20 protein-coding genes are annotated in these 21508 nt (G+C 34.7%); 14 read left to right on the top strand and 6 right to left on the bottom strand.

The genetic code is table 11. From position 1 onward, the window contains the following. Nucleotides 1–108: 108 nt before the first annotated feature. Nucleotides 109–1047, top strand: coding sequence for a DMT family transporter (locus tag J3U63_RS08275; protein ID WP_267333492.1), 939 nt, complete (start codon nt 109–111; stop codon nt 1045–1047). A 594-nt stretch (nt 1048–1641) separates the two neighbouring features. Here J3U63_RS08275 and J3U63_RS08280 read toward each other — a convergent pair. Beyond that, nucleotides 1642–2568 (bottom strand): TIGR01212 family radical SAM protein, encoded by a 927-nt coding sequence (locus J3U63_RS08280; RefSeq protein ID WP_267371232.1) that lies wholly within the window; start codon nt 2566–2568, stop codon nt 1642–1644. Nucleotides 2569–3432: 864 nt separating this feature from the next. On the opposite strand from J3U63_RS08280, the gene J3U63_RS08285 reads away from it, so the two are divergent. The 11 genes from J3U63_RS08285 to J3U63_RS08335 all read left to right on the top strand — a co-directional run bounded on the left by J3U63_RS08285 (nt 3433) and on the right by J3U63_RS08335 (nt 14722). Next, complete coding sequence (locus tag J3U63_RS08285; RefSeq protein ID WP_267371234.1) at nt 3433–4851, top strand: hypothetical protein; 1419 nt, start codon at nt 3433–3435, stop codon at nt 4849–4851. Nucleotides 4852–5216: 365 nt separating this feature from the next. Beyond that, complete coding sequence (locus J3U63_RS08290) at nt 5217–5846, top strand: nitroreductase family protein (RefSeq protein ID WP_267333489.1); 630 nt, start codon at nt 5217–5219, stop codon at nt 5844–5846. Nucleotides 5847–5858: 12 nt separating this feature from the next. Then, on the top strand, nt 5859–7055 hold the full coding sequence (locus tag J3U63_RS08295; protein WP_267333488.1) for an FTR1 family iron permease: 1197 nt from the start codon (nt 5859–5861) through the stop codon (nt 7053–7055). Nucleotides 7056–7183: 128 nt separating this feature from the next. After that, nucleotides 7184–7747, top strand: coding sequence for an iron transporter (locus J3U63_RS08300; protein ID WP_065634676.1), 564 nt, complete (start codon nt 7184–7186; stop codon nt 7745–7747). A 102-nt stretch (nt 7748–7849) separates the two neighbouring features. Continuing rightward, the gene (locus J3U63_RS08305) at nt 7850–9100 is read left to right on the top strand and encodes a Fe-S-containing protein (protein ID WP_267333487.1); all 1251 of its coding nucleotides are present in this window, start codon (nt 7850–7852) and stop codon (nt 9098–9100) included. A 21-nt stretch (nt 9101–9121) separates the two neighbouring features. Beyond that, nucleotides 9122–10411, top strand: coding sequence for an ABC transporter permease (locus tag J3U63_RS08310; RefSeq protein ID WP_267333486.1), 1290 nt, complete (start codon nt 9122–9124; stop codon nt 10409–10411). A 19-nt stretch (nt 10412–10430) separates the two neighbouring features. Further along, nucleotides 10431–11573: an ABC transporter permease gene (locus tag J3U63_RS08315; protein ID WP_267371235.1), complete on the top strand. Its 1143-nt coding sequence runs from the start codon at nt 10431–10433 to the stop codon at nt 11571–11573. 9 nt (nt 11574–11582) lie between these two features. After that, nucleotides 11583–12242, top strand: coding sequence for an ABC transporter ATP-binding protein (locus tag J3U63_RS08320; protein ID WP_065634679.1), 660 nt, complete (start codon nt 11583–11585; stop codon nt 12240–12242). A 21-nt stretch (nt 12243–12263) separates the two neighbouring features. Next, a complete protein-coding gene (locus tag J3U63_RS08325) occupies nt 12264–12737 on the top strand; it encodes a DUF4418 family protein (protein ID WP_267333484.1) in 474 nt (157 codons plus the stop codon). A gap of 108 nt (nt 12738–12845) precedes the next feature. Further along, nucleotides 12846–14057 carry an ABC transporter permease gene (locus tag J3U63_RS08330; protein ID WP_267333483.1) on the top strand — a complete coding sequence of 404 codons (1212 nt, stop codon included), beginning with the start codon at nt 12846–12848 and terminating at the stop codon, nt 14055–14057. Then, nucleotides 14057–14722: an ABC transporter ATP-binding protein gene (locus J3U63_RS08335; protein WP_267371237.1), complete on the top strand. Its 666-nt coding sequence runs from the start codon at nt 14057–14059 to the stop codon at nt 14720–14722. Before J3U63_RS08330 ends, J3U63_RS08335 begins: the two co-directional genes overlap by 1 nt. 28 nt (nt 14723–14750) lie before the next feature. Here J3U63_RS08335 and J3U63_RS08340 read toward each other — a convergent pair whose 3' ends face one another. Together J3U63_RS08340 and J3U63_RS08345 are read right to left on the bottom strand one after the other, a co-directional pair. Further along, nucleotides 14751–15332 (bottom strand): Maf family protein, encoded by a 582-nt coding sequence (locus J3U63_RS08340; protein WP_267343916.1) that lies wholly within the window; start codon nt 15330–15332, stop codon nt 14751–14753. Then, nucleotides 15329–15739: a GNAT family N-acetyltransferase gene (locus J3U63_RS08345; RefSeq protein ID WP_267343915.1), complete on the bottom strand. Its 411-nt coding sequence runs from the start codon at nt 15737–15739 to the stop codon at nt 15329–15331. Before J3U63_RS08345 ends, J3U63_RS08340 begins: the two co-directional genes overlap by 4 nt. A gap of 278 nt (nt 15740–16017) precedes the next feature. Here J3U63_RS08345 and J3U63_RS08350 point away from each other — a divergent pair, with 278 nt between their 5' ends. Continuing rightward, nucleotides 16018–16503 carry a GNAT family N-acetyltransferase gene (locus tag J3U63_RS08350; protein ID WP_267333479.1) on the top strand — a complete coding sequence of 162 codons (486 nt, stop codon included), beginning with the start codon at nt 16018–16020 and terminating at the stop codon, nt 16501–16503. A gap of 87 nt (nt 16504–16590) precedes the next feature. Continuing rightward, nucleotides 16591–17019, top strand: a complete 429-nt coding sequence (locus tag J3U63_RS08355; RefSeq protein WP_267333478.1) for a universal stress protein — start codon at nt 16591–16593, stop codon at nt 17017–17019. A gap of 388 nt (nt 17020–17407) precedes the next feature. Here J3U63_RS08355 and rlmKL read toward each other — a convergent pair whose 3' ends face one another. From rlmKL to J3U63_RS08370, 3 genes are all read right to left on the bottom strand, one after another. Then, entirely contained in the window at nt 17408–19531 is a 2124-nt protein-coding gene (gene rlmKL, locus J3U63_RS08360) for a bifunctional 23S rRNA (guanine(2069)-N(7))-methyltransferase RlmK/23S rRNA (guanine(2445)-N(2))-methyltransferase RlmL (protein WP_267371239.1), read from the bottom strand. A gap of 234 nt (nt 19532–19765) precedes the next feature. Then, nucleotides 19766–20317, bottom strand: a complete 552-nt coding sequence (locus J3U63_RS08365) for an MltR family transcriptional regulator (protein WP_267371241.1) — start codon at nt 20315–20317, stop codon at nt 19766–19768. Between the two features lie 6 nt (nt 20318–20323). Continuing rightward, a complete protein-coding gene (locus J3U63_RS08370; RefSeq protein ID WP_267371243.1) occupies nt 20324–21487 on the bottom strand; it encodes a mannitol-1-phosphate 5-dehydrogenase in 1164 nt (387 codons plus the stop codon). Nucleotides 21488–21508: the final 21 nt, after the last annotated feature.

The following is a 21508-nucleotide window of genomic DNA, read 5'->3' on the forward strand; positions in this document are numbered from 1 at the left end:
CGTAAAAAATGCTTATTAATTCTTGAGATACTTTGATGTTTACAATCTTATGCATTTTATATTATATTGCCAAACCTATTACATATAATCTGGTTAGTAAAATTTAAAATGAATAAGGACGTTTTTTTTAACAATAAATATATTATTTTATTGTTATTTATTGTTGTCTGTTTTACATGGGGAACAACATGGATTGGCATTAAGTTTGCTGTTGAAACCGTTAACCCACTGTTAGCGGCTGGTTTACGTTTTGTTATTGCATTTCCGTTTTTAGTATTAATTACTATTATCGCTAAATCACCAATATTGTTTCCTCGAAAATCATTACATTTTTTCCTGTTATTAACCCTATTTTACTTTACTATTCCTTATTTCTTAATTAGTTTTGGTGAACAGTATGTATCGTCAGGTTTAACATCACTTCTATTTAGTACTATGCCTATTTTTTCTATTATTTTTGCTAAAATAATTTTAAAAGATAAGATTTATTTGAATCAATTAATCGGTATTACAGTAGGCTTTTTGTGCTTAATATATATTTTAGTTTCTGAAGGATTTATTCTTTCGTATACCGATTTTTTAGGTGTTATATCAATACTTTTAGCAGCATTGATGCATGGTTTTTTGTATGTATACTCCAAAAAAGCAGGTGCAGGCATCAATGTATTTACTTTTAATACCTTACCTATCGGCGTCGCTGGAATTGTACTGTGCTTGTTAAGTTTCTTGTTTGAAGAAAACAATTTCCAACTTATTTCTTTAACTAGTTGGCTCGCATTAATTTATTTAGGTATTTTTGCTTCGGTGTTTGGTTTTATTGCTTATTTCTTTTTGTTGAAAAGAATGAGCCCTGTTGTTTTATCATTCATTTTTATTATTTTTCCAGTCGTTGCAATTTTGATTTCCTCTATTTATGAGCATAAAATCATTTCAACCCGTTTTATTATTTGTACAATCATTATGTTATGTGGTTTTGCTATAACTAAATTACCGCTCAGCATTTTTAAAAAGTTAATAACGCGAGGAAAAACAGCAGATAATCAATAAAGATTAACGAATTTTTTCAATAAAATTTGAGATAGCTAAACTGCTGATATTGAAGCAGTATACTCATTCGGCCTGTGTGCCGAATGTTTTATACCAATTGTTAAACATAATTGCCTTAAGCCGATCTCATTGATTAACAAAAAAGATAACTCGCCGCCTAGTTATTTTTATGGTGATTGAACTCAATATTTCAACCAACCTAAAATCAATGTTAGGCACCTAGATCTTTATCATCACTATTACCACAAAATTACCGAGTTTATTCATTACAAATGATGATTTTGTGATTGGCGATCTCAAATAAAGTAAAAACCTCAAATTTACTGATACGTTTGTCTATTTTGTCACTTTAACAAAATGATGGGTGTAAACCTGATCCCCGGATTGACTTATTGCATCTATAACGACAATTATTTGACTACACTATGCAGTAATTGCCTATGGGCAATAAATTCACTGTAGCTAATCGTTTTCCATCTATGGTTTACTGATAATTGCTGGCAAAATATTTTACAATTAATTAATAGCAATATTTTCGGTTAGTAAATCACTTAATGCATGTTTAACTATCTGGATATTATCCATTAAACTCTTTTATGCTTTAAAACAATAACTGTCACCAATGGCACTTCCTTGCACGCCAAATTGACGTAAATTTTGATCGACAGCATTCATCGATTGCCAATGGTTTTCACACCAATCAGGGGCAAGTAAGGTCGGTTTTCTGGCGTTAGCCGAGATGCGGTGATATAAAATATCCGCTGGGGTTTGCCTGATAACATCACCTGCAATATCGACATACTGCTCCAAAGATAATACATCAAGCCGACCTGCACGCCACGCTTTAGCCATAATACTGCCTTCGACAATATGTAACGGATGCAGTTTTAAACCATCCACACCAGAATTAAGCACTTGATCTAAAGTCACTAAATTATCTTGTTTACTCTCTCTTGGTAAACCAATAATTAAATGGGTACACACTTTAATACCCAGCTTACGTGCTTTTTGTACTGTTTGCTGATAATCATTAAAGGTATGTCCACGATTAATTGCATGCAACGTTTTATCATGTGCGGTTTGTAAACCTAGCTCTAGCCAAACTTCATAGCCTTTAGCTTGATAATTAGCTAATAAATTAAGTGCTTCATTGGGTACACAATCAGGGCGGGTTCCCACACAAAGCCCAACAATATCAGCACTATTTAGCGCCTCTTCATACATATTTTTTAAGATTTCAACTTCGGCATAAGTACTGGTATAAGCTTGAAAGTAGGCAAGGTAACGTTTCGATTTTTTCATTTGCTGAGCTTGTGAAGTTAACTGATCTGCAATCGACTTAACTTGAATTGACTCATCAATAATGGAGGCGACATTACAAAATGTACACCCTCCTTGACCAATAGTACCGTCACGGTTAGGACAGGTAAATCCACCATGTAACGTGAGTTTGTAAATTTTTTCACCATAACGTCGCTGCAAATCAGCGCCAAAGGTATTAACCACTAAATGTAATTGCATAACAAACCCAAAATAAAAATTTTGCCCATTCTACGAAGATAGCTATTGAACATCAAGATATAACAAAAATCCCAATGTAATAATCTGGTTAGCTCTAACCCATTTTATTTAACCAATGAGCGTTACTTAAAGCTTGTGTCAAAGGCAGATTTGAGTTTATTTAGATAATATAATCAGTATTAAAAACAAAGAATTTTTATAAATCAATTAAAAAAGTCACAAATGAGATTTATAAGTACAGAAACGTGAGGAGTTCGTTATGGCTTTATAATACAACGAGTTAACCAATATATTGCTTGCTGTTACTAACGATGTTAAACATTTTATTCATCGAAAAAGTTCATTAACAATATAAGTCTTAAAATTAAATATTTTTTAACTAATCAATATGAAATAAAGCCAATTATCGAATTATATGAATAATAAGGTAGATTACAAAATAGCTTACAAATTTTTACACAAAAGTTTATTACAATAAATTTAGTTTGATTTATGATAGTTCAAAATGATTATTTAATTATTTTGTATTAAAACGATAATATTGCCTTCAATTTACTTACTTGAATTTTCATAAGAAATATTAAATAAATATACTGATTGGGAAAAGTATGATAAAATATATTCAAAATCGGGCATCGGGCATCGGGCATCGGGCATCGGGCATCGGGCATCGGGCATCGGGCATCGGGCATCGGGCATCGGGCATCGGGCATCGTTAATTTTGATGATTTAATCTTTTTAGTAATTTGTCGTAATCAAATTGTTAAAACAACAAATTTTCATTCCTCTTTCAACACATTAGCATTCTCAGTTAGTTGGTCTACCCTTAAAATAGTTTCACTTGTTATTTGTTTTTGTTTATGGATGTTTAATACGCCAATTGTCGATGCATTAACCGCTAAAACTTCTTCCACTATCAGAGGATCTTCTCCATTCATTTTATTTAACGGTATTAATGATAATTTATTAACTATCAAAATTGGTAATGATGTTTATTTAAGTGATCCAGCTGGAAATATGATGAAATTAAACGAAAATGGTAATTGGGATAGAGTCCAAGCCATTTATTTTAATAATCCAGGCGATACGTTTAAAAGTGTTCAAACCATTGTAACACCCGATACGGTAAACTATACTTTAGGTACCAATTTAGCACAAGATATTGATGGTGATGGCGATTTTACTATATCAGGTGCGATAAATGCCAATTGGCAAGATAAAAATGGTTTACAATTACAAGCCTCTGATTTAAATGAATTACCTTCAAAATGTTTTGCCCCTTATAAACTGACCATAACAATTGATTCGAATGATGGTGTTCAACTAAAAACTGCTTTTGGAATTCCAAATCAAAAAACGTATGTAAAAGACTCTGCTGTATATTATATCTATCCTCATGATACTCAGCCATATGCTTGTTATGCTAGGCCGGGTAGTATGGAAAATAGCACGGGTATTTTTGCTGGTCCAATCAATATGTGGGATACATCAAAAGGATTTATAACACAATCGGGTTTATCAAGAAATTATAATCAAAATTTCCCTACTTTAGCTGGAAATGGTGTGTATTTCGATTTATTAATAACCAATGGGATGGATAATTTAAATTGGCCAACAGTAAAAGTGGGTGATATTACTGCAACTGTAAGTAATATTACAAAAGACAGTGTAAGGGTAACATTAAATGGGCCTGCACCGACCTCTAGTGAACATGGTGCAACTGCACGTAAACCCTCGGTGTTACCTGCGAATTTTAAAATACAAGGTAATTTGAATGGTGTGAAGGTGGTTGAATATGGATTTGAATTACAAAAATGGTTTGTTGTTCGCGATAAAGATAAACTAGAAACGAGTGCTGGACAAGCTAACTGGTGTTTTGCGCTTGATGGTCAACCAGGTCGCCAAGAAACAATAACGGCTCAAGAATATCGTTTACCCGATCCGGTTGACTTTACGACTGCATCTGGTTCTTTCATGTTTGAAGGTGTAACAAGATATATATCTGGGTTAAATAATCCGAATATTCAAACAACAACAGATGGTGGGCGTTATTGGCGTCATATTAATGGTGGTGTTTTTAGTGAATGGGGAAATTTAACCAATTACGGTTTAAATGTTAATTTAGATAATTATTATTGGACAGGTAGAAGGCTTCAACAAAAAACTATTGATGATTGGGACTATTTAGTTGTTCGTCCAAGAGATGGAAATATATCGGCGCAGTTAGGTCAAACAATTATTTATTCTACTTTTTGTTTTACCCCAGATTGGATGGATTGGTAATTCAATAGTTATGTTATTTCTTTTAATTTAGCTAATTTAGTTACATTATCTATCGGTTTATTTGCGACGTTATACCAATTTTTGCATAGCAAAAATTGGTATAAAAGCCATATTGGCGTCGGAGCAAATCGCAAATTAAGGTTAAAATATAACCAATTTAAGTATTGATAGGTATAAGTAAAACATTGAAAATCAAATCAAATAAAAATTCCCACTGAAATATTAAGTTATCTTATTAAAAATAAATTATAACTATTTTTTGATTGTCAAATGATAATTATTATTATTTGTTGTTGATCATTAACATTATTAGCAATAAGATATCGCAATCATTACAAGTTAGCTAGAGGTGGACTGTGCCTTGCATGATGCGCAAATTAGTTATTGTTTTATTGTCATCAATATTTTCAATATCGTTATGTTATGGAGATATTTCTTTACCCAATCCTCAAACCAAAGATGGAATGGGGCTATTTGAAAGTCTAAAAAAACGAGCTTCAACCCCCGGTGGTGGTTTTCCTATAGGTAATTTATCCGATGATGAATTATCCACAGTGCTTTGGGCTGCAAGTGGCTTAAATCGTGGTAAAACAGGGTGGACGGTACCAATGGCGAATGGTAAAGCGCCTTATGTTCGTTTGTATGTTGCTAGTGAAAAAGGGACCTTTTTATATGAATGGGATGGTCAATATTTACGTGAAATTAATAATAAAGACATCCGTGCCGATATTGCGATGCAAAACTTTACCAAGCGTGCAGCTTATTCTTTAATTTTTGTGTTCGATCAAAACTCCCTTACAGATACGCCAGCAGATCAAGCTAATGATTTTGCCCAAATAGCTGTGGGTGCAATGAGTCAAAACATCTACCTTAGTGCTGCTGCGTTAAAATTAAGCGCCAGATATATCCATTCTATTAAACCAGATGCCATATCCCAAGCGTTGCAATTGCCTGAAAATAGTAAACCAATTGGTATTATGTTACTAGGAAAATAAAAGGAATAAAAAGTGAAACGATTTCTTGCAGTAGTATTATTGATAATTACAAGTGTGATTGTTTTTGCTCCCTCTTCTTACGCTGCTGAAAAAAAATATCAAAGCTGGAATGCTATCATTGATGAAATGGATAGCATACTCAATGATTCCTACGATATCTATTTTATGAAAGACAGTGATAGAGCAAAAGAGCGCGTAAATAACGCCTATTTTGGTTTTTATGAAAAGCATGGTGTCGAAAGGGCTGTGATGTCATATATTTCTGGCAAACGTGGTACCGATACCGAATACCAATTTGCTAAAATAAAACGTTTAATGACTGATGGTGCACCAAATAAAACAGTACGAGCAGAAATCGACGTTTTATTAAAAATGCTACATGAAGATGCCAATGAGCTCGATGGTAAAAAAGAGAGCGGTTGGAGTATTTTATTAGCTTCATTTATTATTATTTTCCGTGAAGGATTAGAGGCTATTTTAGTTATTGCTGCTATATCGGCCTATTTAGTGCGTTCAGGCAACTTACCTATGGTTAAAGTTGTTTACATGAGCTCGTTGTTTGCAATATTTGCCAGTGTTTTAGCGGCAATTGCGCTTCACTCTATTTTTGATATTAGTGGCGCTAATCAAGAAATGATAGAAGGTGTTGCAATGTTACTTGCCACCGTCGTGCTATTTTTTGTCAGTAATTGGATGTTTTCAAAGGCTGAAGCAAAAGCATGGAAAAACTATGTTGAAGGTAAAGTGCAAACGGCAGTTTCATCGGGTAGTCGTTTTGCATTGGGATTTGCCGCCTTTTTAGCTGTTTTCCGTGAAGGTGCTGAAACTATTTTATTTTACCAAGCAATGTTGGCTGAAGCTAAAGATCATATGGATATGGTGTGGTATGGTTTAGCTGTAGGTTGTATTGTGCTTGCTATTATCTTTATGCTAATTCGTTTTGGTACCATGAAATTACCAATTAGACCATTTTTTATTGGCACAAGTACACTAATGTATATTATGGCTATAGCTTTTGCTGGAGGTGGAGTAAAAGAGTTACAAGAAGCCGATATAATTCCTGTAACGCCGGTTGATTTTGTGCATTCAATCGATATTTTAGGGATTTATCCAACCATTGAAACGTTAATACCACAAATATTTATGATATTAGTTGTTATCATATCAGTGGTTTATTTAAAAGCTAAACATAATAAACAAAACGTTTGATCCATTTAATTTGTTGCTTAAAAGTTGGTTAGATGTTGATTAATGATATTTCGAAGTCAATTTAAATAGCAAAGAAAGTAGTGATTGCTTTAATGATAAGTAATTAAATAAAAGTAAAGGAGTTTTCAATGAAAAAATTAGTACTAGTTGCGGGTATTTCGTCAATACTTGCATTATCATCTGTTGCGTATGCAGCAGCACCTGCTCCAGGTGAACAAAAAGGTTTTGAAGAGTTTCCAATCGGTGATGAAGTGACAGTTGGACCATTACATATTGGTGCGGTTTATTTTCAACCTGTAGATATGGAGCCAGCTGGCATGGGTGGTTTACCTGCATCAAAATCTGATATGCACATTGAAGCAGATATTTCAGCAGCAGAAGGCAATAAACTTGGTTATGGTGTTGGCGATTTTGTTCCTTATTTAACGGTTAAATATAAGATCCAAAAACAAGGTAGTGATAAAGCCATCGAAGGTAACTTTATGCCAATGAACGCATCAGATGGTCCGCATTATGGTAACAATATTAAACTTGATGGTGCAGGTAAATATAAAGTCACATTTACTATCGAAAATCCAGAAAAACAAGGTTATTTATTGCATGTAGATAAAGAAACCGGAGTCGAAGGACGTTTTTGGACTAAACCAATTGAAGTTTCTTGGGATTTTGATTATATTCCTCGAGCATGGTAGTGATATTTAAAAAATAGTATCAGTTATACTTAATATTTTGTAGTATTTATTATGGCGAGGTTTTAACTCGCCATAATAGGTTGTAACCATTAGGCAATTAATATGCTTCAATACCTTATAAAAATCACCGATAATACTTTTGTTCCCATTGTTGTATTAGCACTGTTAAGTGCGATGATAGTTAGAGCAATACCTAATTATAATAACAAAATTTTTACCTTCGGTTTTATAATAGGACTACTTGCAGCATTAATTTATGCTATTTTGAAGCGAAATACAGGTTTTGCTGTTCGTGAGTTTTATGACCTTGGCATCATCACCTTGTGGATGATAATTGCGATACCGTTGTTTATCTGCGCAATACTAAAAACACCAATCAATTGCCAGCTCGGCAAAATTTTATTTACCCTACTATCTGTGCTTGCTATTGGATTAATTGCTGCACAATTTTTACCGAATTTAATGCTTTATCCCTTTGAATTTTCAGTTGGGATGGAGTCTATCTTTAATAACGATTATTTATTCAAATGGGTTGGTTATTGCTTTGCTTTACTCATTGCTGGATTAATCGCTGTATTTACCTTCCGTCTATGTAGGCGTTTATCAAATAAATTCGTTCAAACAACGATTCTGATCGCTTTGCTTATATTTACGATTCAAAATAGTATCAATCTGATCCAAATTTTAATTGTAAGGCGATTTATTAAACCACAAAAATGGATGATGGAATTGGTGATTTTTGTATTAGGTCACGTTAATTTCTTTATCTTTATTTTTATGGCAATAGTGTTGTTATTAGCCATAGCGTTATATATCCAATCCAAAACAACGTCATTAGTTGGCAGCAATCCAGCGCAAATTCGTAAACTTAACGCACAGTTACGTAGTGATAGACGCACTTCGTTATTACTAATTGCTGGTGCAGCAATAACTGCTTATACGGTAACAAGAGCACGTTACATTTTTGAAAAAGGTGTTGAACTTACGCCTGCTGAACCAGTTTCACCTAATGCGGATGGTTTAATTGTTATTCCATTAGATAATGTCAATGATGGTAATTTACATCGATATGGTTACAAGGCTACCGATGGTACATTAGTTCGTTTTATTGTGATTAAAAAAAGCGAAAACGCCTATGGTGTGGGTTTTGATGCCTGTGATATTTGCGGTGCAAGTGGTTACTATCAACGCGGTAATCAAGTTGTCTGTATTTTATGTGATGTGGTGATGAATATTGCAACGATTGGTTTTTCAGGTGGTTGTAATCCTGTTCCACTTAAGTATGAAATTATTAATGGGAATATGGTTATTCGTCCCGCAAACCTAGAAGCGGAAAAAGCACGCTTTAAGTAAAGGTTACCAAAGGAAGAGTTTATGTTTCGCAGAATGTTAATTAGTGTATTAGTGCGTCAAAAAAAGAAATTATTTTTAATTGCTTTGACAGTAGCACTCGGTGTTTCACTTGCAACAGCCATGTTAAATGTTATGTTTGATGTTGGTGATAAAGTGAATCAAGAGTTAAAGGCTTATGGTGCTAATTTAAATATTGTCCCACGCGGAACAGCGCTTGTTAGTGAAATGTACCAACTCGACGATAATAATGGCAAACAACAAGCTATGCAGTACATTAAACAAGATGATTTAGTCAAAATTAAGATGATCTTCTGGGCTTATAACATTGTCGATTTTGCTCCCTATCTTACAGCTCAAGCCAATTTGAATGGTAAACCTATTACCATTGTGGGCACTTGGTTTAATAAACACCTGACTATTCCAACTGGGGATGAAGTTGATACCGGTATGTTAGCCATGAAATCATGGTGGACAATTGAAGGTAACACCATGAAAGATGATAATTTACAAGGTGTCATGGTGGGCGAAACTGTCGCTAAACAGTGGAATTTAAAGTTAGGTGATACCATCAATATTACCTCTCCACAAACAAATAATTCATTAACGTTAACAGTTAATAATATTTTCCACAGTGGTGGAGTAGAAGATTCACAGCTCTATGTTTCCTTGCCGGTGGTCCAAAAGTTAGCAAATAAAGAAGGGCTTGTTGAACGAGTTGAAGTGAGTGCATTAACCACACCAGAAAACGAATTGGCACGTAAAGCAGCACAAGATCCAAATAGTTTATCAAGAACTGAATGGGATACTTGGTATTGTACCGCTTACATTAGTTCAATTGCTTATCAACTTGAAGAATTAATGCCTGATGTTCGGGTTAAAGCGATTATGCAAGTCGCTGAATCTGAAGGTTCTATACTGCAAAAAACACAATTACTTATGTTGCTATTAACCATTTTATCGTTAATTTGCTCGGCGTTGGCGATTTCAAATTTAGTTACTGCCAATGTTATTGAGCGAAGTACCGAAATTGGTTTACTTAAAGCATTAGGGGCAACAAATACAGCGGTCGCAATGCTGATATTAACTGAAATATTGATTATTGCCTTGTTAGGTGGAGTTTTTGGTTACTTTATTGGCTTGGGGTTTGCTCAAATTATTGGTCACACGGTATTTGGTTCATTTGTCGAGCCGAAAATGATTATTATTCCGTTAGTATTAATTATGGTCGGTTTAATTACCTTTGTCGGTAGTTTACCCGCTTTACGAATAATGATGTTTTTACGTCCAACAGATGTATTACATGGTCGATAAAAACAAAGGTAAGTCGCTTATGATGAATAAAAATAGACGCTTTATTATCAAAACCATTTTTAGCTCACTCATTCGTCGCCGTTCGCGAATTATGATTGCATTGCTAGGGGTTGCAATTGGTGCTACTGTTTTATTTGGAATGATAACACTATGCTATGATATTCCGCGTCAAATGGGGCAAGAGTTTCGTTCTTATGGCGCAAATTTATTATTTATGCCCGCTAATAATCAACCGACTATGCCACTTGCTGATGTGAAACAAGCAGTAAATTTACTTCCTCAAGACAAGCTTTTAGGTGTCACGCCTTTTCGTTATGATGCTATTCGTAGCAATCAGCATCCTTATACCATTGTGGGTACTAACTTCGAACAAGTGACCAAAACTAGCCCTTATTGGCAAATCGAAGGAAGCATACCTAAAAATCCGAATGAAATCATGATTGGTACCGATATTGCTAATTTTACCAAACTGAAAATTGGCAGTACGATGCCGATTTCGGGTAAATCTAAACAAGATTCGCGCTTTGATGAAGATCTTAAAATTACAGGTATTATTAAAACAGGGCGAGCTGAAGATGGATTTATATTCATTGATTTACATGATTTAGAAGTGCTACTTGAAGAATCCGATCAGGCTGAAGTGGTTGAAGTGAGTATAACTGCTACTGAAGCAGAATTAAAACACTATGTTGAAACAATCAAAAGCCACATTAATACTATCGATCCCCATTTAATAAAATGGGTAACACAATCAGAGTCTTCAGTTTTAGGTAAACTCTCATCATTACTTTATTTGGTCACTTTTGTGGTGTTAGTGCTTACTATGATTTGCGTTGCGACAACGATGATGACTGTTGTGATGGAGCGCCGTAAAGAAATTGGACTCAAAAAAGCAATTGGGGCAAATAATCAAAGCATAGCTAAAGAGTTTTTAGCTGAAGGGTTGGTATTAGGTATTATTGGTGGCATGATAGGTGTAGTTTGTGGGCTTGTTTTTGCACAAGTTATTAGTACTAATGTCTTTGGGCGATCAATAATTATTGAGTTTTATCTTATTCCAACAACAATTATTATTTCTGCTCTTGTTACGGTAATAGCATGTTTAATTCCGGTAAAACGTGCTCTTGAAGTTGAACCCGCACTCGTATTGCGAGGTGAATAGGATCTAAGTATGAATATACTCGAAGTAAAGAATGTATCAAAAATATATGGCTCACTACATGCACTTTCAGACGTGAATTTAGCTGTTGAGGAAGGTAAATGGTTATCTATTATGGGACCTTCAGGTAGTGGTAAAACGACATTGATGAATATTATCGGTTGTATGGATAAACCGTCATTAGGCTCAGTAATTTTTGATGGGCAAGATATTACCCAGCTTTCTCTACCCCAGTTGACCGAAATCCGTCGTGATAAAATTGGATTGATTTTCCAACAATTTCATCTGGTTTCATACTTAACAGCGTTAGAAAACGTAATGGTAGCGCAGTATTATCACAGTATGGTTGACGAAAAAGAAGCATTACAGGCTCTAGAGCGCGTTGGTTTAGCGGCCAGAGCAAAACATTTACCAAGACAATTATCAGGCGGTGAACAGCAACGTGTTTGTATTGCTCGAGCATTAATTAACTATCCTAAACTAATTTTAGCCGATGAACCAACCGGTAATTTAGATGAAAACAATGAAGCAATGGTTATGAATTTATTACATCAACTGCATGAAGAAGGGAGCACTATTATAGTGGTGACTCACTCACCTGAGGTATCTCGGCATGCTCAAACTACAGTTGTACTTGAACACGGTAAAGTGGCAAGTATTATTGATAATTAACCATTAAATGAGGTTTATTATATGAAAAATCGCATGATTTCATCCCTGTTTTTTATCATGCTAGGCGCATTATTGATATTGTTTCCAATGTATATTTTACCTGTTTGCCCTTTACCAGAACCTTCAGCTATGCCGGTTGATGCAATGAGCCAAGCAGCAGGTAGTGAACATATGCATAGTGCACCCGCTAAAATTATGAGATGTTTTTGGACGTTAAGAGCAGAACTTGGCATCGGTAGTTTAGTCATAGCCGTTGGAGTTTTAATGCTATTTAGCCGCACGATATTTGTTCGTATGGGATTAACAATGTCATTAGCTTGCATCTCGTTATTAGCAGCCGCGATTCCAACTATTTTAATTGGTGTTTGCCCTAACGAAATGATGCGATGCAATATGGGCGCTAAACCTGCTTTGGTTTTACTCTCTGGATTATCATTTGTGGTATCAATCATCAATTTAGTCTATTTAAATAAAATATCCAAAAGATACGAGTAACAAATAAGCTAGCAAAATTATGACTAGTTTAAACAAGTTAACGCTTAGAATTTATCATTATAAATATTAATAGATAAATAAAGAGCTCAATAATTGCAGGAAATTAACATGCAAGAAAAGCCGATTACTATTTCTCATTTAGCATGGAAAAATATTCAAAGACGACCTTTTCGTAGTTGTTGTTTGATTATTGTTATTACCCTTTTTTCAGCCACACTATTTGGTGGCAGTGTATTAATGAAAAATCTTAGTCAAGGCATTTCAGGCATGGCCGATCGGTTAGGGGCTGATATTCTTATTGTGCCTTATGGTTATGAAAAGAATATGGAAGTTGCTTTATTACGGGGTGAGCCAAGTAGTTTTTATCTAAAAGTGGATTTAATTGATAAAATTAAAAATATTAAAGGGATTGAAGCTATTTCACCGCAGCTTTTTATTGCTTCATTGAACGCGGGATGTTGTACGACTAAAGTACAGCTAATTGGCTTTGATGAGCAAAGTGATTTTGTTATTAAACCATGGTTACAAACCCAACTAAGCCAGCCATTAACCGACAATCAAGTTGTTGTGGGTGCTAAAATTACTTCACAAGTAGGTGATGAGATCCTATTTTTCAATCAGCCTTTTAAAATAGCAGCTAAAATGGATAGCACAGGCATGGGTTTTGACACTTCAGTTTTTATGACAATGTCAGCTGCGCAAAAACTAATGAAAGAGGCTAAATTAATAGAAGGTGATGTTGATCATTTTACTGATTATGCTTCTTCTATCTTTATTAAAGTGAATCATGACTATCAACCTAAAGATATTATCAATCAAATCATGCCAAAATTTGCTATGGACTATAATATCGATTTTGTCATGACTAAAGGTATGTTAAGTAATATTGCAAAATGGTTAAGTGGATTTTCAACTATTGTGTACAGTTTATCGGCTATTTTTTGGGTGTTAGCTATTATTGTGATCTTTGTTATTTTTTCATCCTCATTAAACGAACGTAAACGCGAGATCAGTTTATTACGCATACTTGGGGCATCACGCCGTGATTTGATTAAAATGTTATTAAAAGAGTCATTAATAATTAGTGCATTAGGTGGTATTGCTGGCATTGTGATTGCTGCTATATTGATTTATGCTTTTAGTTTATTAATTTGTCAATCAATTGGTTTGCCATGTGTCAATATTTCGTTATTTGATGCAATAATATATGCCGTAATTGTGTTTATTCTCACAGTGATTATTGGTCCGCTATCTTGTATTTATTCTGCCTTATCTATGACTAAATTTGATACTTACAGCACTTTAAGAGAGGGGGAATAATGTTACTTAGCGTTAAAAATCTGCGTAAAGATTATCGTCGCGCACAACAAACTTTTTCAGCTGTGGATAATATTAGCTTCAATATGGAACAGGGTGATTTTGTTTGTATTATGGGTAAATCCGGTAGTGGTAAAACGACTTTACTTAATATGATTGCAGGGTTACTGACGCCAAGTCGGGGCAAAATTACCATTAATGATACTAATCTTTTTGAACTTAATGATGAGCAAGTTTCAGCATTTCGAAATCAGAATATTGGTTATATTCCTCAAGGCAGTAGTTTATTACCTAATTTGACTGCGCTTGAAAATATACGATTACCTTTTTATCTAACTAAGCGCGCCAATCAAACAAGCCTAACTTATGCACAACAACTGTTAGAGAAAGCAAACGTGAGCCATCTGCAAGATGCTTATCCAGCAAATATGTCTGGTGGTGAAATGCGGCGTATTGCTATTTTACGTGCTTTGATTTGTCAGCCACAAATCGTGATTGCTGACGAACCCACAAGTGATTTAGATGACGAAAGCTCGACTGAAATTATGCAATTATTAACCGAAATTCATCAGCAAGGAACAGCGCTATTAATTGTGACACATGACCATGATGTTGCAAATTATAGCCAAAAAATAATGAAAATGGCAGCTGGTCGATTGGTCGAATAGTTTGCATATATAACATAAAATATGTGTATTACATGAAAAGTGGATTGCAGCCCATTTCTATCATGATTTTATTGAGCTTTAATAGTGGCAATCCCACCAATGAATTAATATCATCACCTTCTAACTTATCAAATAACGTAATCCCTAATTCATCGCATTTAAAGCTTCCAGCACATTGTAGTGGCATTTCTTTTGCTATATAGGCATTAATTTCTGCATCGGTTAAATGGCGGAACGTCACTTTAAAAGGTTCACATATTGTGTTCGATTGTCCACTAGCGGTGTTAATAACCGTCATACCCGTGTAAAAATAGAAGGATTTACCACTACTGTTACGTAATTGTTGGCGGGCGTTTTCAACAGTATGGGGTTTACAAACTATTTTATCCTCTAAAACTCCCACTTGATCTGATCCTATGATTAAACAATTAGGATATTGAGTTATTAATGATTGTGCTTTAAGTTTTGATAGGCGTATGACTAGTTGTTCTGCTGATTCATTCGGTAATGGCGTTTCATCACAAATAGGTGGAACACATTGAAAAGCAATAGCTAACTTTTCTAATACTTTTTTTCGAGAAAGTGACGTTGATGCTAAGATTATTCTCATTTAAGTTCTTCTTTTATTATCCAAGCTGAGGGATGGCAATTAAAACCGATATGACCGTAATACTCTACCGCTTGCGGTGCTGCCAGCAAAGTAATCGCACAATCTAAACCTGTATAATTTTGTACCTCTTTGATTAATTGTTTACCAATACCTTGTTTTTGGTATCTATTATCAACTGCAAGATCAGCTAAATAAGTAATATAAACAAAATCGGTTAAGCAACGGGCAATACCAACAAGGGTATCCTTATCCCATGCAGTAACAATTAGATTTGCATTATCTAACATAGCTTGAAACCGCTTATGATCATCAATAGGGCGGCGTTCACCTAAACTGCAATTATTATATAGCGTAATAGCTTGTGTTAATGTGGGTTTAATATTACATCTGTAAATGATATTAGTCATATGCCTCCAATTTTAATTCGATCATACGTAGATAATGATAACGACTTATGATTTAGAGAGTTAACTAAGTAATTATCATTAACCATTGATTGCTTGTTATGTTATCGCTTTATTATTTAACAATCAATTAACTAAACCAGCTTAAAGTTTAAAGTAACATCTACACTGTTATAACAATGACGTTACCTATGGCATTAATAAAAATAATGAATATGATTTAATCGAAAAATAGGTGTAAGTTTATTGAACAGTCATTGTAAATGCTCAGGAAATGTCTTATGCCTTTAGTTACTTATAAGATTGCTAAAACAGCATGTGATTTTGAACAAGGGAAACAACTTTTTTCTGAATATGCTAATCTTTTTTGTCCAAGTTTGTACACGTTAACTATGGAGAATGCATTTAAATCCATTGTACACACTGCATTATACCCTAAAGGAATGTTAATACTTGCTCACATCGGTGTTTCGACTTCGGCAAGCATTGCAGGTTGTATTGGTCTTCGCCATTATGATAATTCCACTGCTGAATTAATACATAAATATGTAAAAAATGAATATAAACAACTTTGTATTGGTCAAGAGTTGATTAAACTTGCTGTGCAACAAGCAAAATTACTTGGTTATGAAAAAGTTTATACCAACATTTTATCGGCAATGACAGATGTCGTTGCTTTGTATCGAAAACTTGGATTTCAACTGTGCAAGCCTCATAACCTTAATTCAGCTAAGGAAGTGATTTTGATGCAAAAAATCATTCGTTAATCAATTAAAAGCGAGTATGATGAATGAATCAAGATCTATTAAAAAAAATAGGTAAGTTATAAATTTTTACACAGCGAGGTAACAGTTATGTATAAAAAAATTTTGGTTCCTATTGATATCCTTGAGGACGAATTAACCCAAAAAGTCATTCCGCATTTAGAATGTTTAGCGAAATTATCCAATGCCAAAGTTATTTTTTTTCATACTTTACCTGTCGCATCGGCCATAGTTAATGCCTATTCATTTGGATTTGATGAATTTAAAGATCAAGCAACCGTACAAACCGAGCAAGCACTACACAGGTTAATTGATTCGATTAATTTACCGCGTGAAAATTTATCATTTTCAATTGCTTTTGGTAATCCACGAGATGAAATTCTAGCTTTAGCTGACGAAATCAAACCTGATCTTATTATTTTAGGATCAAGGCGACCAAATATTACCACTCACCTTTTAGGATCCAATGCATCGGGCGTGGTACGAGGCGCTCAGACTTCAGTATTAGTAGTTCGTTAGTTTTATTTTATGATGTCCTTTGATGAGGACATCTGTGTTTTTTGGTCCAAAAATACTGTTCCTCAATTTTTGTGTCTAAAAAAGTTTATTGCTTCACATTTTGTATTACACAAATTTCAAGTTCAGCACATTTTGGATATTTTGAACGGGCAATCATCATCTTCAACGAAGATAACCTATGCATCAACAAGCACAAAACAAGTTTTATTTGCAAATAGGCAAAGCATCACCATTGTATCGAACTTCCACGTTTAGTTTTAATTTTTAGACCGTTATTCTGTAATTAACACATTGTAAAGTCGTAAATTTTCACATTCACGTTTTAAAAATTTTAAGTAAAGAGATGCAGATTAGACTGCATCCTAAATTTGTCACCTTCCGGAATATTTTATTTTTTATGTCTAACAATAAAACAGCAATGTATATGTTTGTTACGTTTAAAATCTAGCGACTGGGTCTTGTCGGTAATGTCTTGATAGGTCAGTCCTAATTTTAGCATGCCGTCAGCATCCATTTTAAATCCGCGTTTATTATTGGAAAAAACAATCGTGCCGTTAGGTCGTAATAAGCGTTTTAAATCAGTCATCAATTTTAGGTGATCACGCTGCACATCAAACGTATCATGCATTCTTTTTGAATTTGAAAACGTTGGTGGATCGATAAAAATTAAGTCAAATTGTTCTTCACTTTGTGCTAAATAAAGCAAGCAGTCAGCTTGAATTAAACGATGCTTTTTACCTGTTAAACCATTTTGTTTTAAATTACGATCCGCCCATTCTAAGTAGGTGCGAGACATGTCAACTGTAGTTGTTGATTTAGCGTTGCCAAGCCCAGCATAAACACTTGCACTGCCTGTATAAGCAAATAGGTTGAGAAAATCTTTACCTTCACTCATTTCGCCAATCATTTTACGTGCTAAACGATGATCTAAAAATAGACCCGTATCTAAGTAATCAGTGACATTGACCCAAAATTGGGTACGACGTTGGTTAATAGCATATTCATGCACCAAAAAGTAATCTTGTTTTTGTGCAAGTTTTTGGTATTGCTGTTTACCTTTCTGTTTTTCACGGGTTTTTAACACTAATTGATCGGCATTAAGTTCAAGTACTGACATCGTGGCGTTGATAGTATCAAACAAACGTTGTCTGGCTTTTTGTTCTTCAATAGTTTTCGGCGCAGCATATTCTTGAATCACGACTTTATCTTTATATCGATCGATTGCAACATTATATTCCGGCAAATCAGCGTCATACAGGCGGTAACATTCTAATTGTTGTTGTGCCGCCCATTTTTCCAGTTTTTGTTTATTTTTACGTAATCGATTTGTAAAATCCAAAGCTGGTAAAGTTGGTGAATTGAGTGATTGTGAATTATCTCGTTTAGCAATAACATAATTTTTTTGCACACAATCTAAAGGTCCATTTTTGGCTTTAAACTGTTTATCGGCGCGCATCTGTAAGCAATCTAATAATTGTGGTGCACCACTGAATAATGATAATCGCCACCCACCAAAGTTTTGTTTAATTCGTTGACCTAATGCTGTATGTAAGGCAATAAGTGCAGGTTCGCTTTCTAAGCGTTCTCCATAAGGTGGGTTACTAATAATCATCCCTATAGACGCTGTAGGCAAAGGGTTAGTGAGTTGAGTGACATCTTGCATAGCAAAAGTAATTAAATCACCTACTCCCGCTTGAATTGCATTTTGTTCAGCACGCTGAAGAACAACCGAATTATTATCGTAACCGATAAATGGAGTCGTGCTTTTGCAAATATTGTGTTTAGCAGCAAAAAGTAGTTCATTCCAGCGTGTTGGATTAAATCCTTTCCAAGCAAAAAAGCCCCATTGTTTGCGATGTAGTCCTGGTGGAATTTTTGATGCGATCATTGCTGCTTCGATTAGAAGTGTGCCCGATCCACACATAGGATCGATTAATGGTTCATCGTTTTGCCAGCCAGAGCGCATAATGATTGCCGCAGCTAAGCTCTCTTTTAACGGTGCTTGCCCAGTTTGTTGGCGGTAGCCTCGCTGGTGCAAACTGTCACCACTTAAATCTAAAGAAAGTGTAACGCGATTTTTATTAAGATAAGCATAAAGACGAATATCGGGATCTTGCTTAGCTACATTAGGTCGCTCATTAGTATGCCTTGTAAAATGGTCAACTATGGCATCTTTAATCTTTAAGGCACCATATTGACTATTGCGAATAAAATCATTTACGCCAATAAAATTAATCACAAACGAGTTATCGACCGCAAAAATATCCGTCCATTTAATATTAACTACACACGAATAAAGATCTAAATCGCTATAAATATCAAATTCGGCAATAGGTAATAAAATACGTGATGCTAAACGAGACCATAATAACGATTGATATAATGTTGTTTCGTCAGCATTAAAATAGACGCCCGATTGCACAATTTTACACTCGCTAGCGCCAATTTGTTCCAACTCTTTTTTTAATAACTCTTCCAGACCTCGTGAAGTACTGGCAAATAATGTTTTCATGCATAATCCACTTAACAATAAAATTGTAGGCATTATACCGACTAATAGTAACTGTGGGAAATAAAGCTCAAATAGAATAATAAAATGACTAAATAATCGATAATTTTATGAAAAAAATAATCACTCAATTAAATCGTTAGTTATAAGCTTTTAGCCAACATTGAATGTAATAACAAAAGCCATGATTAAAACGCATTACTTTTTCAGATAAATTAAGTCAAATCACTGCAAAATTTATGGGAAATAATCAATTTTTTGTTTATTAACAATTCGAAGCGTCAAATCTGTGATCGCGATGATTAATGCTGAACGAATCATTTGTTGATAGCGATTTTGAAACATGGACGATTTTAAGGTGTCAACAATACCCGATTGCTTGGCCTTTTCGTGTTGTGATGCCCAATTAGGTGGCAGTACCATGTCATGTAATAAGCTAATTGGTCCAAGAATTTCATCATCTAAATAGGTGTAGTTTTTATCATCTTGTTCAAGTTCTTCTAAAATGGCAATTAATAGTTCTATGTCTTCATAATCTTCACGGCTGATAATGCCTAAAGCATACAGTAGTTTTAAGCATACAGAGGTATCATTAAGCGGTCCATTTTTACCCACTAACGAGGGGATCACAAATTTTATAGCATGCGGCTCTTTACGAAAAACCTTTAGAATCAATTGATTAACACTGTCATTAATTAATTTAATTGCAACTACCAGCAAGTTGTAAATATCAGCTTGCTGGTTAAGTTTTTCAAGTATCGTATCTTCTTGTAATATCGATTCGGGCATTAGAAGTTAAATAAATTGATGATTTTGCATTGCAGTATAAATTTCTTCAATCTGCTTAACAATAGGATTATTAACATCAATACCTGAGAGCTCGGAAAAAGCTTGTTTTACACCTTTTTCTAAGATAAGTTTGGCCAACTCGACTGCTTGTTCATCATCGTTGTTACGGTAGTTAAGTGCTGCTGCAATACCAATAAGTAAATTCGTATTTTTAACTTGATATTCAACGGTTCCAAGAAGCGGTTTAATTAAACGATCGCCGGCACCCAATTTGCGTATTGGTTGGCGTCCTACTCGAGCAGTATCATCGTGTAAATAAGGGTTTTCAAAACGGGTTAAGATTTTTTCGATATACGCCATATGTTTTTGTTCATCAAAATTATAACGTTTGATTAATACTAAACCACTTTCTTCCATTGCTCCGCGAACAATTAACCGAATTCGTTCATCTAAAATTGCATCACGAATGGTGCTAATATTATTATAAAAGCCTAAGTAAGCGGTAATAGCATGTCCCGTATTTAGCGTAAATAGTTTGCGTTCGACAAAAGCCATCAAATTATCAACTGGTTGCATTCCGTTAATTGATGGAATGGTGCCAACAAACTGGGTTTCGTCCACAATCCATTCAGAAAAAGTTTCAACGGTAACTTCGAGTATATCGCCTGTTTTTGATGTTGCAGGCGGTACTATGCGATCAACAGCGGAATCCACAAAACCAATATGATTATTTACCCATTGATGTAGGTGCTGAGGTAGGGCTTTAACAATTTCTTGCTTAAATTGGCTAGTACCGCGTACCATGTTTTCACAAGCAATGATATTGAGTGGTTTTGTCTGACCTTGTTGGTGTCGGGCAATAATACCTTGGGCAACAGCAGGGGCAATTCTTGTTAAAATTTGTGGACCAACCGCTGTCGTAATTAAATCGACCTTAGTGATGTAGTCGATAACTTCTGCTGATGTACTATTGATAGCATCGACATTTTTAACTATTTCTGTCGTCGATTGCTCGCCAACCACATTTACCGGATATTCATGGCGCTCAGCAATGGCATCTATAATTTGTTGATTTACATCAGCAAAGGTAACATGTATGCCTGTGTCTGAGAGTAATTTTCCGATAAAACCTCGGCCGATGTTGCCGGCACCAAAGTGTAATGCTTGCATAATAATAACCCTTAACAATAT

It is taken from the genome of Gilliamella sp. B2838 (assembly GCF_026536185.1).
In the GTDB taxonomy this organism is placed as follows: domain Bacteria; phylum Pseudomonadota; class Gammaproteobacteria; order Enterobacterales; family Orbaceae; genus Gilliamella.

Bases quoted from the DNA above. Each gene is read 5' to 3' on its own strand.
- J3U63_RS08275 (WP_267333492.1), top strand. From the start codon at position 109: ATGAATAAGGACGTTTTTTTTAACAATAAATATATTATTTTATTGTTA.
- J3U63_RS08280 (WP_267371232.1), bottom strand. From the start codon at position 2,568: ATGCAATTACATTTAGTGGTTAATACCTTTGGCGCTGATTTGCAGCGA.
- J3U63_RS08285 (WP_267371234.1), top strand. From the start codon at position 3,433: ATGTTTAATACGCCAATTGTCGATGCATTAACCGCTAAAACTTCTTCC.
- J3U63_RS08290 (WP_267333489.1), top strand. From the start codon at position 5,217: ATGATGCGCAAATTAGTTATTGTTTTATTGTCATCAATATTTTCAATA.
- J3U63_RS08300 (WP_065634676.1), top strand. From the start codon at position 7,184: ATGAAAAAATTAGTACTAGTTGCGGGTATTTCGTCAATACTTGCATTA.
- J3U63_RS08305 (WP_267333487.1), top strand. From the start codon at position 7,850: ATGCTTCAATACCTTATAAAAATCACCGATAATACTTTTGTTCCCATT.
- J3U63_RS08310 (WP_267333486.1), top strand. From the start codon at position 9,122: ATGTTTCGCAGAATGTTAATTAGTGTATTAGTGCGTCAAAAAAAGAAA.
- J3U63_RS08315 (WP_267371235.1), top strand. From the start codon at position 10,431: ATGATGAATAAAAATAGACGCTTTATTATCAAAACCATTTTTAGCTCA.
- J3U63_RS08320 (WP_065634679.1), top strand. From the start codon at position 11,583: ATGAATATACTCGAAGTAAAGAATGTATCAAAAATATATGGCTCACTA.
- J3U63_RS08325 (WP_267333484.1), top strand. From the start codon at position 12,264: ATGAAAAATCGCATGATTTCATCCCTGTTTTTTATCATGCTAGGCGCA.
- J3U63_RS08330 (WP_267333483.1), top strand. From the start codon at position 12,846: ATGCAAGAAAAGCCGATTACTATTTCTCATTTAGCATGGAAAAATATT.
- J3U63_RS08335 (WP_267371237.1), top strand. From the start codon at position 14,057: ATGTTACTTAGCGTTAAAAATCTGCGTAAAGATTATCGTCGCGCACAA.
- J3U63_RS08340 (WP_267343916.1), bottom strand. From the start codon at position 15,332: ATGAGAATAATCTTAGCATCAACGTCACTTTCTCGAAAAAAAGTATTA.
- J3U63_RS08345 (WP_267343915.1), bottom strand. From the start codon at position 15,739: ATGACTAATATCATTTACAGATGTAATATTAAACCCACATTAACACAA.
- J3U63_RS08350 (WP_267333479.1), top strand. From the start codon at position 16,018: ATGCCTTTAGTTACTTATAAGATTGCTAAAACAGCATGTGATTTTGAA.
- J3U63_RS08355 (WP_267333478.1), top strand. From the start codon at position 16,591: ATGTATAAAAAAATTTTGGTTCCTATTGATATCCTTGAGGACGAATTA.
- rlmKL (WP_267371239.1), bottom strand. From the start codon at position 19,531: ATGAAAACATTATTTGCCAGTACTTCACGAGGTCTGGAAGAGTTATTA.
- J3U63_RS08365 (WP_267371241.1), bottom strand. From the start codon at position 20,317: ATGCCCGAATCGATATTACAAGAAGATACGATACTTGAAAAACTTAAC.
- J3U63_RS08370 (WP_267371243.1), bottom strand. From the start codon at position 21,487: ATGCAAGCATTACACTTTGGTGCCGGCAACATCGGCCGAGGTTTTATC.